Origin of the sequence: Streptomyces sp. NPDC006197 (genome assembly GCF_040613865.1) — a bacterium.
Lineage (GTDB): Bacteria > Actinomycetota > Actinomycetes > Streptomycetales > Streptomycetaceae > Streptomyces.
The window spans coordinates 1-13772 of sequence record NZ_JBEXSZ010000088.1 but is presented as its reverse complement, the minus strand read 5'-3'; the positions used below and the strand labels follow the sequence as shown (position 1 = coordinate 13772).

At 73.2% G+C, this 13772-nt stretch carries 14 protein-coding genes and 1 pseudogene; 4 read left to right on the top strand and 11 right to left on the bottom strand.

Features of this window, described 5'->3' with window-relative positions:
- Nucleotides 1–18 precede the first annotated feature (18 nt).
- A complete protein-coding gene (locus ABZ318_RS25015; protein WP_356904706.1) occupies nucleotides 19–414 on the top strand; it encodes a hypothetical protein in 396 nt (131 codons plus the stop codon).
- On the opposite strand, the gene ABZ318_RS25010 is transcribed toward ABZ318_RS25015, so the two are convergent.
- The 9 genes from ABZ318_RS25010 to ABZ318_RS24970 all read right to left on the bottom strand — a co-directional run bounded on the left by ABZ318_RS25010 (nucleotide 398) and on the right by ABZ318_RS24970 (nucleotide 9129).
- Nucleotides 398–646 (bottom strand): transposase, encoded by a 249-nt coding sequence (locus tag ABZ318_RS25010; RefSeq protein WP_356904705.1) that lies wholly within the window; start codon nucleotides 644–646, stop codon nucleotides 398–400. The two genes, ABZ318_RS25015 and ABZ318_RS25010, sit on opposite strands and share 17 nt — an antisense overlap.
- Nucleotides 647–1075: 429 nt before the next feature.
- The gene (locus tag ABZ318_RS25005) at nucleotides 1076–2035 is read right to left on the bottom strand and encodes a LysR family transcriptional regulator (protein ID WP_356904704.1); all 960 of its coding nucleotides are present in this window, start codon (nucleotides 2033–2035) and stop codon (nucleotides 1076–1078) included.
- Nucleotides 2036–2517: 482 nt separating this feature from the next.
- A complete protein-coding gene (locus tag ABZ318_RS25000; RefSeq protein ID WP_356904726.1) occupies nucleotides 2518–3480 on the bottom strand; it encodes a hypothetical protein in 963 nt (320 codons plus the stop codon).
- A 206-nt stretch (nucleotides 3481–3686) separates the two neighbouring features.
- Nucleotides 3687–4226 carry a hypothetical protein gene (locus tag ABZ318_RS24995; RefSeq protein WP_356904703.1) on the bottom strand — a complete coding sequence of 180 codons (540 nt, stop codon included), beginning with the start codon at nucleotides 4224–4226 and terminating at the stop codon, nucleotides 3687–3689.
- Nucleotides 4223–5593 (bottom strand): molybdopterin-dependent oxidoreductase, encoded by a 1371-nt coding sequence (locus ABZ318_RS24990; RefSeq protein ID WP_356904702.1) that lies wholly within the window; start codon nucleotides 5591–5593, stop codon nucleotides 4223–4225. Before ABZ318_RS24990 ends, ABZ318_RS24995 begins: the two co-directional genes overlap by 4 nt.
- Entirely contained in the window at nucleotides 5590–7041 is a 1452-nt protein-coding gene (locus ABZ318_RS24985) for a glycosyltransferase 87 family protein (protein ID WP_356904701.1), read from the bottom strand. The genes ABZ318_RS24990 and ABZ318_RS24985 overlap by 4 nt, the downstream gene beginning before the upstream one ends.
- Nucleotides 7038–7784, bottom strand: a complete 747-nt coding sequence (locus ABZ318_RS24980; protein ID WP_356904700.1) for a class I SAM-dependent methyltransferase — start codon at nucleotides 7782–7784, stop codon at nucleotides 7038–7040. The genes ABZ318_RS24985 and ABZ318_RS24980 overlap by 4 nt, the downstream gene beginning before the upstream one ends.
- Nucleotides 7781–8410, bottom strand: a complete 630-nt coding sequence (locus ABZ318_RS24975) for a DUF2064 domain-containing protein (protein ID WP_356904699.1) — start codon at nucleotides 8408–8410, stop codon at nucleotides 7781–7783. The genes ABZ318_RS24980 and ABZ318_RS24975 overlap by 4 nt, the downstream gene beginning before the upstream one ends.
- Nucleotides 8407–9129 carry a glycosyltransferase family 2 protein gene (locus ABZ318_RS24970; RefSeq protein WP_356904698.1) on the bottom strand — a complete coding sequence of 241 codons (723 nt, stop codon included), beginning with the start codon at nucleotides 9127–9129 and terminating at the stop codon, nucleotides 8407–8409. Before ABZ318_RS24970 ends, ABZ318_RS24975 begins: the two co-directional genes overlap by 4 nt.
- A gap of 116 nt (nucleotides 9130–9245) precedes the next feature.
- Between ABZ318_RS24970 and ABZ318_RS24965 the strand changes: the two genes are divergently transcribed.
- Nucleotides 9246–9986 (top strand): response regulator transcription factor, encoded by a 741-nt coding sequence (locus tag ABZ318_RS24965; protein ID WP_356904697.1) that lies wholly within the window; start codon nucleotides 9246–9248, stop codon nucleotides 9984–9986.
- A complete protein-coding gene (locus ABZ318_RS24960; protein ID WP_356904696.1) occupies nucleotides 9983–11101 on the top strand; it encodes a HAMP domain-containing sensor histidine kinase in 1119 nt (372 codons plus the stop codon). The genes ABZ318_RS24965 and ABZ318_RS24960 overlap by 4 nt, the downstream gene beginning before the upstream one ends.
- A gap of 38 nt (nucleotides 11102–11139) precedes the next feature.
- Here ABZ318_RS24960 and ABZ318_RS24955 read toward each other — a convergent pair whose 3' ends face one another.
- Nucleotides 11140–12201, bottom strand: a complete 1062-nt coding sequence (locus ABZ318_RS24955) for an NAD-dependent epimerase/dehydratase family protein (protein WP_356904695.1) — start codon at nucleotides 12199–12201, stop codon at nucleotides 11140–11142.
- A 152-nt stretch (nucleotides 12202–12353) separates the two neighbouring features.
- Between ABZ318_RS24955 and puuE the strand changes: the two genes are divergently transcribed.
- Nucleotides 12354–13262, top strand: a complete 909-nt coding sequence (gene puuE / locus ABZ318_RS24950; RefSeq protein ID WP_356904694.1) for an allantoinase PuuE — start codon at nucleotides 12354–12356, stop codon at nucleotides 13260–13262.
- Between the two features lie 119 nt (nucleotides 13263–13381).
- On the opposite strand, the pseudogene ABZ318_RS24945 reads toward puuE, so the two are convergent.
- A pseudogene (locus ABZ318_RS24945) lies at nucleotides 13382–13772 on the bottom strand (diacylglycerol kinase family lipid kinase); the annotation flags it as partial.

The following is a 13772-nucleotide window of genomic DNA, read 5'->3' as shown; positions in this document are numbered from 1 at the left end:
GTGACTAGAGTCAGACGCATGGCAATACCAGCGCTTCAGGCAGTTGAGGCAGACGGGACGACCTGGGACGACCCGTCTGAGGAACAACTGCACGACCTGCTGGCTGACATGAGTCTCGGATCGCGGTTTGTCGTCGTGCGGCGGCTTGGTCTGGAGCCTGCAGATCAGCATTACATGCAGGTCTATCTCAATGACGACCTGAGCTATCAGGTGGAATACCGCGAGGGAGGGCCGGACCAGCACTTCCAGGCATGGGTACCCCGCACGCACGAGGTCTTCGCAGTGGAACCTGTGGCTGAGGTGCTGCAGGGCTGGGCCTGCGGGCGACCTGGTTGGCGTGAGGCTCTTTCCTGGGTTCCGTGGTCACCTGCAGAGTCATGCGCCCGTCACCACCCCCTCACAACCGCTCGTTGACGGCTGCCACCAGAACAGTTGCTTCGTAGCGGACGGCTGGTTTGTCGTACCTCATGGGTTTCTGGCCCTGCTCGACGGCCAGGGGCTGGAGACGGGTGAGGATCTCGTGCCAGGTGCCGTCCCGCCGCCATCGGTGGAACAGGTCGTAGCTCCGGCTCCACGGCCCGTACTCGGCGGGGACGTCCCGCCACGGGACGCCGGTCCGCACCCGGAACCGTACGCCGTCGATCAACTGCCGCCGGGGTTCTTACCCCTCTCATCTCAACGCTGAATCAGGTCGCAGGAACCTCCCCGTCGACCTGCATGACGGACGCGCGCTTCGCTCCACCACCAAGCACAGCGCTTCACGAACGAGCACCGTGGTCCAGACGATCCCCGGTTTCGGAAACCGGGGATCGTCGCCTATATCGCGCCCCGCGCCCGGCACCTCATTGGCCCGCGAGGCTGCCCCCCAGAGGCCGGCGTGAAGCTCACGGTCGACCTCGCAACCCTCGGCAGCCAGACCGTTCGAAACCGATCTCGGCCGCGCGTGTCGAGCAACTCACAGCACGTGCGGCCTGGGCGGCCGCCGTCTCCGGGTGGGGGCCACCCGCACCGGAATCCTCTGCCCGAGTTTGGGTGCTGCTCGGCCTCCTGGTGCTCGGGGCTTGCCCGGGTGCGTTCAGTCCAGGTTCGGGTGCAGTTCCGGGCGGGACTCCCACCAGGAGTGGTAGAAGGTGTTGGTGGAGACGCTGTCGAGATACGCGCGTCCTGCTGCCCGGTACAGCAGTCGGGCGCGGTGCTCGGAGAGCCCGGCGCGGTTCCAGGCGAGGCGGATGCGGCCGGTGAGCGGGTCGCCTGCCAGCGGTCGCAGTACGGTGCCCTCGGCGTGCGGCGAGGTCGGCTGGCTCAGGGAGACGGCCCGTCCGGCGGCGATCAGGTCGTAACGCATCTTCCGGTCGGCGATCCGGTAGCGCAGCTTCGGGGCGAATCCGGCTTTGCGGCAGGCGTCGATCATGGCTTCCGGGCCGCCGTCGTCGTCCTCGACGATGGTCAGCCAGGTTTCTTCCGCCAGGTCGGCGAGATGGATCTGGTCCCGTCCAGCCAGCGGGTGGGCGGCCGACAGGCGCACGCAGGCCGGTTCCTTGGGGATGAGGGTGCGGGCCGCCACACCGTCGGGGAGCGGCACCTCGTGGTCGGCGACCTCTCCGTACATGATCGCGTCGTACTGTCCGGCGCCGAGCATGCGGGTGAGTGTGGTCACCGAGTGCTCGATGCCGACCTCGATCTCGTGGCCGGGCAGTTCCTGTTCCAGGTGCCCGAACAGCTGGTCGGTCAGGACGAGCAGGATGGAGCCGAGCCGCAGGGTCGGATGCGGTGCGGCGTCCCGGGTGCCTGCCGTGAGGGCGTCCATCTCGCCCAGGACCCGGCGTGCTTTGGACAGTACGAATTCGCCCAGTGGCGTCGGCTTCACACCGTGTTGGCTCCGGACGAACAGCTCTCCGCCCGTGACGCGTTCGATCCGCTGGAGCTGGGCGGACAGGCCGGGCTGGGACACCCCCAGCAGGGCCGCCGCACGCCCCAGACTGCCCGCTTCCGCTATCCGGCAGACAGCTTCGAGATGTCTCAATTCCAACTGCACTTCGGCAGCATATGCAGGAGGGGCGGACGGATGGACAGCACGGTTCATGTCGGGCTGAGTGGCACACGGAATTCCAGAGGCTCTGACAAAGCCGCTGGGCGTGTCGGTGGGTGATGATGCAGGTGGCGAGGCCGAGGAGGGCTTCGTGGGTGTCGTCGCGTCGTTCCCAGCAGATCCGCGACGACATCCACAAGGCCTTCCTCACCACACGGTCTCCCGTGCGCAGAGTGACCAACAGCTCGCACCGCAGCTGACGTGGAACGTCCGGTGGGGCAGGCTGCTCCACCGGGCCGGCCCCAGGGAGGGGAGCCGTCGGGCGCCGCATTCGCTCGCGCCCACGCCGGGTCCGGTCGCGAGCTCAGTGTGACCCCCTGCTCCTCCCCCGCTGTCCCACTCGTGACCGGGCCTTCCGGACTGCCGCGATCCGGGCAAGTGCCGGGAACAGGGGCGCACCGCCGCGGCGGTGCGCGTTCGGGAGGTGGTCAGCCTGTCGGCAGGCCCAGCCCGTAGTAGGTGACGTGGTAGCCGTCCACGTACTCCGCCTCGCCGCCGATGATCAGGTCGGTGGGATCGCTCGCGCCCGCCGCCCTGGCCGTGGCCACGAGCATCTCGGCGAGTGCGTGGCCCTTCGGCGCGCCGGGGCCGCCCGCGTCCACGCGCCAGACCGGATCGTCGTCGCCGAAGACCGACGCCGTGTGCGGGAATTCGGTGACCGTGCCCCAGCCGAGTGCGGCCGGGTCGACGTCGTCCGGGGCGTAGCAGGCGATCGAAAGCCGGTCGCCGCACACCACGTCGAAAAGAAGGGGCGCGCTTTGGCCGTTGCGCCCGTAGAACGGCATCCCGATCCGGATCCCCAGGGCAGTGGTCTCGGCAGGCAGCGCTCCCAGGAACTCTCCCAGCGACCGGGTGACGGTCTCCCAGCTACGGGCGGTCCAACCGCCCGGGAATCCGAGGCCGACGTTGGCCTGATCACGGTTGCTCCCGAAGAAGCCGCTGATCGCGTGCTCCTCGCCGATGCCTTGACGCCAGAACCAGTTCTCCGCGGGGTCGGTGGGCTGCAGGACCAGCTCCGGCCCCGATGTACCGGCACGCAGTTCGAGCGTGTCCGGCCTGCCGCGCCAGCGCAGGAAGGGAGCACCCCAGAGCGGCTCGCTGTCGTAGAACGGGCCCATGTCACCGTGCGAGCCCATGATGGACGGCTTGCCCAGTGCAGCGGTCACTTCTTCCTTGGCGGCGCGGAAGGCCGCCGCCTGCGCCGCGGCGTCCGGTGCGGGAACCGCCACTGGGACCGCGAGCTCCACGTACGACTCGCCGTCGACGTAACGCTTCTCGTAATCGCCGACCGGGCGCAAACGAGCATTGCCCGAGGACCGGCCGGTGATCAACACAGGAGCGTCCGACGTGCCGCCCCAGGCCCACCCCAGCTCGGCCGCCACAGCCCTCATGCCCTCCGGCGTCCAGCCGTCGGTGTCTGACGCGAGGAGTCGCCGGGCGAGCTCCCCGATGGATTCCTCTGCCGTGCTTCCTTGTTGTGCGTTCATCGGACCATCCTGCCGCATCCCGGGCCGGCTCCCTGCAGGGTGCGCACCGGCAGCCGGCGGTCCCCCTGCGCAGGCGACGCCCCACCTCCCGCGGCTCCTCCGGAGTCGTGTCATCCCGCATCTCTACGAGGTCGGGCCTGCGCGCGGGCCCTGGCCTTCCGCGCGTTCCTGCCCCTGCTCCACATCCGTACGATGAGGACGGCCGCCGAGGCGGCGAACAGGCAGGCGGTGATCAGCAGCCACCTCCCCAGGAACACGCCGGCCGGCAGGCCGGTGCTGATCGTGTAGTGGCCGACCTGCCCGAGGACCAGGGGCCAGTACACGAGCAGCAGGACGCCGGAGACGAAGGCCGGCACCCGGATGTGGTTGACGCCGATCCGCGGCGTGCGCGCCCCTTCCCCCGCGCCGTGCCCGAGGAGCCTCTGGACGGCCAGGTCGGTGACCGCGTACAGGGGCAGCAGGACGAGGTCGTGCAGGAGCGCGGCCCCGACGAACCACACGGCCACGCCGAGGGCGTCCCCTTCGAGCAGGCGCAGCCCCGCGTAGCAGGCCAGGGCGAAGGAGGCCAGGACGAGGAGCAGGTGGAGCGGGGAGGCTCCGTAGGGGTGGCGGAAGGAGGCCGTGGCGGAGCCGGCGGTCGGCGGCTTCATGAAGGCTCCCCGAAGGTGAGGCGGGTGACCCATTTGGTGTTGTGGACGCCTGGGGCGCCGGGGACGATCACGCGGGCCGGATAGCCGTGGTCGCGGGAGAGGACCGCCCCGTTGACGCGTACGGCCAGCAGCGAGCGCGCGTCCCGGACCTGACCGTCGCTCAGGACGACCGAACTGAACGAACCGCCCCGCTGGGCGGACTCGACCAGGACCTGCGGGGTGCGCGTGCCCAGGCCCACGAGCGCGGCCAGGTCGGTGAGGCGGACACCGCTCCAGTGCTGGTCGGCGGTCGACCAGCCCTCCACGCAGGCGATGGGGAGCAGCGCTTCGTTCTGCGGCAGGTCCAGCAGCTGCGCGTAGGTGACGTCGATCTGGCGGCCCGCGCCGCGCACGGTCAGGCGCCAGGCCGGACCGATGTCGCTGGGGCGGATGCCGACCGAGGCGGCGGTCTTGTTGATCTGGAAGCCGTTCGGGCCGGAACCCGGTTCCTGGCCGTGCGGCGCCAGAAGTGCCGTCCGGCGCCACCGGCCGCCCACGCTCTGCCCCGCGGTCACGACGAACAGGGCGAGGGAGCCCAGTCCGACCATGCCCAGCGCGCCTCGCCGGGAGATCGTGGGAGCGGCCGGGGCGGGCGAGACGAGCCCGGCCGCCTCGTCGCTGTCCGGGGCCAGCTGGCGCGGGCCGGCGCGCAGGGCCCGCACGGCACGCCTCAGCCGGAAGGCCACGTGGACGACGAAGGCACCGATGAACACCCAGGCCCCGTAGAAGTGCAGCGTGTAGAAGGAGCCCGGGAAGACGTAGTGGAGCTGCACGTTGAGGAGGCCGGTCACGAACTCGAACCCGGCGCCACCCACCAGCAGGAGCAGCGAGAGGCGCTCGAGGGCCTCGGCGGCCGACCGCACCGGGGGCCAGGCGAAGAGCCTCGGGATCACCGACCACAGCTTGGCCAGGAGCACGGGCACGAGCACGACGCCGAGCGTGACGTGCACCCCCTGGGTGACCCGGTAGAGCCAGTACGGAGAGGTCGGCCAGGAGAAGAGGTAGAAGCCGAGCCATCCCTTCCCCGGGGTCTGGTCGTTGACCGCCGCGAGGTCCGGTTCGTACGCGGCGTACGACAGCAGGCCCGTGACGAACAGGATCGTGATGCCGAAGAGCAGGACGATCCCGAACACCGCGGTCAGCCACGGGCCGCGCAGCGGGCTGCGCCAGAACTCCGGTCGGGACGGGCCCCGCGGCGGGCCGGCCGCCCAGCCGGACGCGAGGGCCGATCGCAGCCGGGCAAAGCCCGCCGGGCTGCCGCCGTCGGGTTCCGTTCCCGCACGCGCCGGACCACCCGGTGTGGCGGCTCCGCCGTCGTTCGCGTTCATGGGGTGCCTCCGTGGATCGCGCGTTCGTGGTTTCGCCGGGCCTTCCACGCCGGGGAGAGCGTGCCCGGCCCGGCCGTACGGTCAGGGGTGCGGCCCGGTCCGCGGGCTCGCCGGCGCGCCGCCCAGCCGCACAGGACGACCAGCGCGGCCGCGGCGTACACGGTCGTGCCGGCGTACGGGGCGACACGGCCCGTCAGGTAGGCGGCCGCGCCGGCGACCGCGACGACGAGCCATTCCCCGCGGCCGTCGAGCGCCACCAGGGCGATCAGCAGGAGGGCGTACCAGGAGTAGCCGGGGGTGGTCAGGAGGAATGCCGTCCCGGTGACCAGGAGGGCGCCGCTCCACGGACGCTCGGGGTCGCCCCGGAGGATCGCGTACAGGCTGACCGCGAGCATGCCCGCGGCGACGGCGGGCACGGCCCAGGAGTCGGGGAGCAGCAGGCGCAGGAGGGCGTAGCGGTTGCCGGCGGAGGCGTCCTGGTAGCCCTCTTCGTCGGCGTACCCGGCGAGGTAGCCGAGGACGGAGGAGTGTGAGAGCAGGACGTAGGGCAGGTACAGGGCGGTGAGGACCGCGGCGGCGGGCAGCAGGGTGGCGGCGGCGTCACGGGCGCGGCGTACGCCGGACAGGGCCCCCGGGATCAGGACGGCGGGCAGGAGTTTGGCCGCGATGGCCAGGCCGAGCACCGCGCCGCCCGAGAACCGGTGGCGGACCGTCAGGCCAAGGGCGAGGACGGACAGCAGGACGGCGAGGACGTCGGCGTGGGCGTTGTTGACGGCTTCGACGGCGATCGCCGGGCACCAGGCCCAGTAGGCCGCGGTGCGAGGGTCACCGCGCCGGCGGAGGATGCGCAGCAGCGCCAGGGTGGTGGCGACGGCGAGTACGGCGCCGGAGACCTGGAAGGCCTTGTGGCGGGCTCCGTCGGGTGAGAGTGCGTGGACGAGGAGGAAGTACAGCTCGCCGGTCGGAGGGTAGACGGTGTGGACGCGGGGACGGTTGACGCGGGTGCAGACTCCTTCGGACACGGCGGCGAGGTCCGGCTCGCCGCACGCCTTGCCGGTGGGGAACAGCCAGGTGTCGCGGTACGGCAGGAGGGCGGCGTCGGCCGGGGCGTGGTCGTAGGGGGAGATGCCCGCCGCCTGCACACGGCCGTCCCAGGCGTAGCGGTACGAGTCGGTGCTGGTGCGGGGCGGGGCGACCAGTCCCGTCAGGGCGACGGCGACACCGCCGGCGAGGACGAGGGCGGTGGCGTGCCGGGCGGGTGCCCGGCGCAGGGACCACACGGCTGCCGCGAACAGGACCCAGCAGGCGGCATACAGCCAGGACAGACCGGCGGGGTCCGAGAAGTAGCCGTCCTTGCGGACGGTGAGGACGAGCACCGCGACCAGGCCGGTCACGAGGGCGGCGGTGGTGGCGGTGGCCCGCGAGCCGGCGGTGGGCGGTCGGGTCACGGCGCGGCTCCGAGAGGGGCGGGGGTCCCGGCGGCTGTGGCGCCGCGCGATGTCCCGGGGGCGAGTTCGGCGAAGTGCCGGCCGGCCACCGCCCAGCTGCCGACGGTGCGCCACCCGGTGGCCTCGGCGTGGCGCAGCAGGGCCCGGCGGCCGACCCGGGCCCACGGGAAGGGGGTGCCGAGGGCGCCGCGGCCGTCGTCGAGGCGCACCTCGCACCGCTCGTCCACCTCGACGGGAGCGGCCTCGGCGACCAGGCGCCCGCCGGGGGCGAGCAGGTCCGCGGTGCGCTCCAGGAGGGCGCCCGGATCGCCGCCGATGCCGATGTTGCCGTCGATCAGCAGGGCGGTGTTCCAGCGTCGTTCGCCGGGCAGGGGGTCGAAGACGGAGCGGCACAGGGCCGTTCCGCCGCGGCGCACGGTCCGTGCCACGGCGGCCGGGGTCACGTCGATGCCGAGTGCGCGGTGGCCGCGTTCGGCCAGGGCCGCGACGAGCCGGCCGGGTCCGCAGCCGATGTCGAGGACGGCTCCGCGGCAGCGGGCGAGCACGCTCTCGTCGGCGGCGTCGGTCCCGGCGCACCAGCGTTCGACGTCCAGGGGCAGCAGCCAGCCGTCCGTCCTGCGCAGGAAGAGCGGGCCCTGCCCGGTGCGCAGGGCCAGGGCGTACGGGTCGGCCCGCCATGCCGGGCCGAGCGTCGTCGGCGGCTGGGAGGAGGTGGGTGTGGTGGAGGCGGTGGGGGCGGTCATCGTGTCACCGGTGTACGGGCGCTGAGCTGCCGGTGCCGTGTGGCGAACCGGCCGGCCGGTGCCAGGGCGGCCACCTCGGCGGCGTCGGCGGCGGTGTCCACGTCCCGCAGCCGGGGCAGCAACCCGGTGCGCAGGCCGGACCGGCGCAGCCGCTCGTACTGCACCGCCCCGGTCTCGGGCACGGACATGGGTACGCCGAGCAGCAGGGCCGGGTCCGGCACCGCCAGGCCCAGGGCCCAGAACCCGCCGTCGGCGGCCGGGCCGAACCAGGCGTCGTACGCGTCGAAGGCCAGCGCGGGCGCCAGGAGCTCGGGGGCGACCTGCGGGGTGTCCATGCCGATCAGCAGTGCCGGGCCGGCGCATGCGGCGAACGCGGCCGCGAGCCGTTCGTCGAGGCCCCCGCCGCTCTGCGGCACGACCTCGAATCCGGGCGGCAGCCACGGCCCCGGAGCGCCGTCCAGGACCAGTACGTGCCGCTCGGCCGGGGTGGCCGCCACGGCTTCGAGGGTGTCGGCGAGCGAGGCCTCGGCCAGGGCCGTCGCCTGCTCGGGGGTGAACGGCGGGGTGAGCCGGGTCTTGACCCGGCCGGGCACGGGCGCTTTGGCGATCACGAGCAGGCTGGTCACCGCGCACCCCCGGACCGCTCGACACGGCCGGGAACGGCGGGTGCGTACGGCGGCTCGGCGAGCACCGCGCGCATGTCGCGGACCGCGTGCCAGGTGCCCCGCCAGGTGCCGGTGACCTTGGACCTGCCGCTGCGCGGCAGGTAGGGCACCTCCTCCTCGCGCACCCGCCAGCCCGCGTCGGCCGCGCGGACGACCATCTGCAGCGGGTAGCCGGAGCGCCGGTCGGTCAGCTCCAGGCGGAGGAGCTCCTCCCGGCGCACGGCCCGCAGGGGGCCGAGGTCGTGCAGGCGCAGGCCGGTGCGGCGGCGCAGCATCCGGGAGAGGGCGAGGTTGCCCGCCCGGGCGTGCGCGGGCCACGCGCCCCGCCCCCGGGGGCGGCGGCGGCCGAGCACGAGATCGGCCTCGCCCTCGGCCACCGTCCGGACGAAGCCGCTCAGCAGGCCGGGGTCGAGGGAGGCGTCGCAGTCGCAGAAGCAGACGTACTCGGCCTCGGCGGCCATGAGTCCGGCATGGCAGGCGGCCCCGAAGCCGCGCCGGGACTCGGGCACGACGGTGGCCCCCAGGGAGCGGGCGATGTCGGCGGATCCGTCGGTGGACCCGTTGTCCACGACCAGGGGCCGCCAGCCGGCGGGGATGCGGGCGAGTACCCAGGGCAGTGCCTCGGCCTCGTTCAGACAGGGCAGGACGACGTCCACGGAGTGTTCGGTCACGACTGCCACCGTAGGAACTCGCCTGGGACATAGCGGACATCGACTCCTTACGAAACGCGGACGTCCGCCGTCCGGGGGCGGGCCGCCGGAGACGGCGGAGGCCCGGCGGTGCGAGGCTTGCCGTCATGAGCACGGCCACGAGCACGTCCCCGCCCCTGCCGCCCGCCCGGGTCCTCGTCGTCGACGACGACCCCACCGTCGCCGAGGTCGTCACCGGCTACCTCCGCCGGGCCGGCCACAGCGTCCGCCACGCCGCCGACGGCGCCGCCGCCCTCGACTCCGCCGCCCGGCACGACCCGGACCTGGTCGTCCTCGACCTGATGCTGCCCGGCATCGACGGTCTTGAGGTGTGCCGGCGGCTGCGCGCCGACCGCCCCGTTCCGGTGATCATGCTGACGGCGCGCGGCGACGAGGACGACCGGATCGCCGGGCTGGAGCTCGGCGCGGACGACTACGTCACCAAACCGTTCAGCCCGCGTGAACTGGTCCTGCGCGTGGAGTCCGTCCTGCGCCGGAGCCGGGCCGCGGCGCCGGCGGCCTCCGGACGGGGGCTGCTGACCGGGGCGGGAATCCGACTCGATCCGCAGACCCGCCGGGCCGTCAAGAACGGGCGGGAGCTCATGCTCACCCTGCGGGAGTTCGACCTCCTCGCGCACTTCCTCACCCGTCCCGGCCTGGCCCATGGGCGTCAGGAGCTGATGCGGGACGTGTGGGGCTGGGACTTCGGCGACCTGTCCACCATCACCGTCCACGTACGCCGTCTGCGCGCCAAGATCGAGGACGACCCGGCCGCCCCCCGGCTGATCCGGACCGTCTGGGGCGTGGGGTACCGCTTCGAGGCGGGCGGAGAGGAAGGCACCCGGTGAGGGACGTCCTGCTGATCGCGGCGTTCGCGTTCGGGGGCGCGGCCTGCGCCGGCCTGCTCGGCGCGGTCGCGCTGCGCCTGCTGCGGCACCGTTCCGTCGCCGTCTCGTTGGCCGTCGTCGCCGCGGTCGCCGTCACCGCCATGCTCTCCGGCACCCTCGCCGTCGCCTGGGCCATGTTCCTCTCCCCGCACGACCTGAGCGTGGTCACCCTCGTGGTCGCCATGGCCGCGGTCGTCTCCCTGGCGACCGCGGTGCTCCTCGGACGATGGGTCGTGGCGCGCGGCCGCGACCTCGCCCGCGCGGCCCGGGACTTCGGCGAGGACGGCAGCTTCGCCGCGCCGCCCGCCCGGCCCACCGCGGAACTGGCCGTCGTCACCCGTGAACTGGCCGCCACCAGCGCCAAGCTCGCCGCCTCCCGGGAGCGCGAGCGCGCCCTGGAGTCCTCCCGCCGCGAGCTCGTCGCCTGGATCTCCCACGACCTGCGCACCCCGCTCGCCGGGCTGCGGGCCATGGCCGAGGCGCTGGAGGACGGGGTGGCCGCCGACCCCGCCCGCTACCACCGGCAGATCCGCACCGAGGTCGAACGCCTGAACACCATGGTCGGCGACCTCTTCGAGCTCTCCCGCATCCACGCCGGCGCCCTCGAACTGGCCCCCAGCCGCGTCTCCCTCCAGGACCTGGCGGCCGACGCCCTCCTCGGCGCCGACCCGCTCGCCCGCGAGCGCGGCGTACGGCTGTGCGGCGACGACATCACCCACGTCCCGGTCGAGGTGGACGGCAAGGAGATGACCCGGGTCCTGGCCAACCTGCTCGTCAACGCCATCCGCCACACCCCCGCCGACGGCACCGTGGCCGTACGCGTCGACCGGCACGAGAGCCACGCCGTGCTGTCCGTCACCGACGGTTGCGGCGGCATCCCGGAGGAAGACCTGCCCAAGGTCTTCGACACGGGTTGGCGCGGCAATCCCGCCCGCACGCCCCCCGCAGGCGCCGGACTCGGGCTGGCGATCGTACGGGGCATCGTCGAGGCCCACGCCGGGCGGGCTCGGGTCCACAACGTGCCCGGCGGTTGCCGCTTCGAGGTCACCCTGCCGCTCGCCGGTGCGAACGCCTGACGTACACGCCCGCGGCGCCCTCGCGCGTCGAGGCCCGGCTACCCGATCCGGGCCGAGGCCCGCTGCCCGGCTCGGGCGAACTCGGCCATGCCCTCGGCGAACCCCACCTCAGGACGCCAGCCCAGTTCGCGCCGCAGCCGGGACGAGTCCGCCGTGACGTGCCGGACGTCGCCCAGCCGGAACTCCCCCGTCACCACGGGCGCCGGCCCGCCGTGCTCCGCGGCGAGCGCGGCGGCCATCTCCCCCACGGTGTGCGGGTCACCGCTGCCCACGTTGTAGGCCGTGTGGCCGCCGTCCGGCAGTCCGTCGACACCGGTCAGGGCGGCCGCGTTCGCCCGGGCGACGTCCCGTACGTGGACGAAGTCCCGCCGTTGCGCACCGTCCTCGAACACCCGCGGGGCCTCTCCCCGGGCCAGCGCGGACCGGAAGAAGGAGGCGACGCCCGCGTACGGGGTGTCCCGCGGCATGCCCGGCCCGTACACGTTGTGGTACCGCAGTGACACGGCCCTGCCGCCGACGGACCGGGCCCAGGCGGCGGCCAGGTGCTCCTGCGCGAGCTTCGTCGTCGCGTACGCGTTCCGCGGGTCCACCGGCGCGTCCTCGCCCACCAGCCCGGGGACGAGCTCGGCCCCGCAGCGCGGGCAGCGCGGCTCGAACCGGCCCGCCTCCAGGTCCGCGACCGCCCGCGGACCCGGCCGCACCGCCCCGTGCTCGCGGCACTCGTACCGCCCCTCGCCGTACACGACCATCGACCCCGCCTGCACGAACCGCCGCACCCCGGCCTCGGCCATCCCGGCCAGCAGCACCGCCGTCCCCAGGTCGTTGCAGGCGACGTACTCCGGCGCGTCCGCGAAGTCCTTCCCCAGGCCCACCATCGCGGCCTGGTGACAGACGGCGTCCACGCCGCGCAACACACTCCTCACCGTCGCCGCGTCCCGGACGTCGCCCCGGACGAACTCGGCATCCGGCAACTCGGGGGCATGCGGATGAGCAGCCGGCAACAGCGCGTCGAACACGACCGGCGCATGTCCCCCGGCTGCCAGGGCGTCCACCACGTGCGAGCCGATGAACCCGGCTCCTCCTGTAACGAGTACTCGCATGCCCGGCACGCTACGGAACCCCGCCCCTCGGCGACGGCTCCCGCACCGGGCCGTAAGACTTCCGTCACCCTTCCCCGTCGAAGAAGGGTTCCAGCCCTCCGGCGTGCCCGCGCCTCGTCCGGACGGAGTGTGTTCGGCGGTAGGGTGCCGCCGTGTCCGAGCAGCAGCGCGACCTCGTCGGCTACGGCGCCGAGCCGCCACGTGCCGCCTGGCCGGGCGGCGCCCGTGTGGCCGTCAGCCTCGTGCTCAACTACGAGGAGGGCGGCGAGCACAACGTCCTTGACGGTGACGTGGCCTCGGAGGGTTTCCTGCACGAGGTCGTCGGCGCTCCGCCGGTGGTCGGCGGACGTGATCTGAACGTGGAGTCGATGTTCGCCTACGGCGCGCGGGCCGGGTTCTGGCGCGTTCATCGCACGCTCGTCGCGCACGGTGCGCCGCTCACCGTGTACGCCGTGGGACAGGCCCTGGAGCGCAATCCGGACGCGGCACGCGCGATGGGCGCCGCCGGCTGGGAAGTGGCCGGCCACGGCTGGCGCTGGATCGACTACCGCGACGTGCCCGAGGGCGTCGAGCGCGCCGACGTCGCACGCACGGTCGCGACGATCGAGCGGCTCGTCGGACGCCGGCCCGTCGGCTGGTACACCGGCCGGACAAGCTCCGCCACACGGCGCCTCGTCGTGGAGGAAGGCGGTTTCCTCTACGACTCCGACGACTATTCGGACGATCTCCCTTTCTATGTGGAGGAAGCCGGCCGCACGCACCTCGTGGTGCCGTACGCCCTCGACGCGAACGACTTCAAGTTCTTGATCGTCCACGGGTTCACGACGGCGGACGACATGCTCGCGTATCTCGTCGACGCGTTCGACACCTTGCACGCGGAAGGCGCCGAACTCCCCCGCATGATGAGCGTCGGCATGCACTGCCGGATCATCGGCAGGCCCGGCCGCGTTCGCGCTCTCGACGGCTTCTTGCGGTACGTCGCGCAGCGCGGCGGTGCGTGGGTCGCCACGCGCGAGCAGATCGCCCGGCACTGGCTGGCCACACACCCTCCGTCGTCCTGAGCCCCCCTCGGGGCGAGCGTAGGCCGGACGACCCTCCGCGCCGGGTCGGCGCGGCCCAGGGTGCTCGTCGGCGCTCGACATCGGCCGTCTCCCCTGGCCAGGGAGGTCCCGAGCCGTGGTCAGGCCAGTACGCGGAGAGCCCCGGGCTGCACCCTGAGGGTCACCGGCAGGGTCGCGTCGACCTCGCCGTCCGCACCGTACGGGAGGGGCCGGTCGGCTTCGATGCGGATCTCCTTACCGCGCAGGATCTCGATCTGAGGACGGTTCACGTGCGCGCCCGTCTTCAGTTCGTTCATCATGGCGAAGAAGAGACGCTTGGGCGCCTCCTTGATCACCACGACGTCGAGGAGGCCGTCGTCGACCCGAGCGCCCGGGGCGATGTTCCTCCCGAAGCCGTAGAAGCCGGAGTTGGCCGCGACCACGGTGTAGCCGGTGCGCTCGTGCCGGATCCCGTCGATCGTGATGCGGTACGCGGCGGGCTTCCAGGCGAGGACCGCCCGGAGGCCGCCG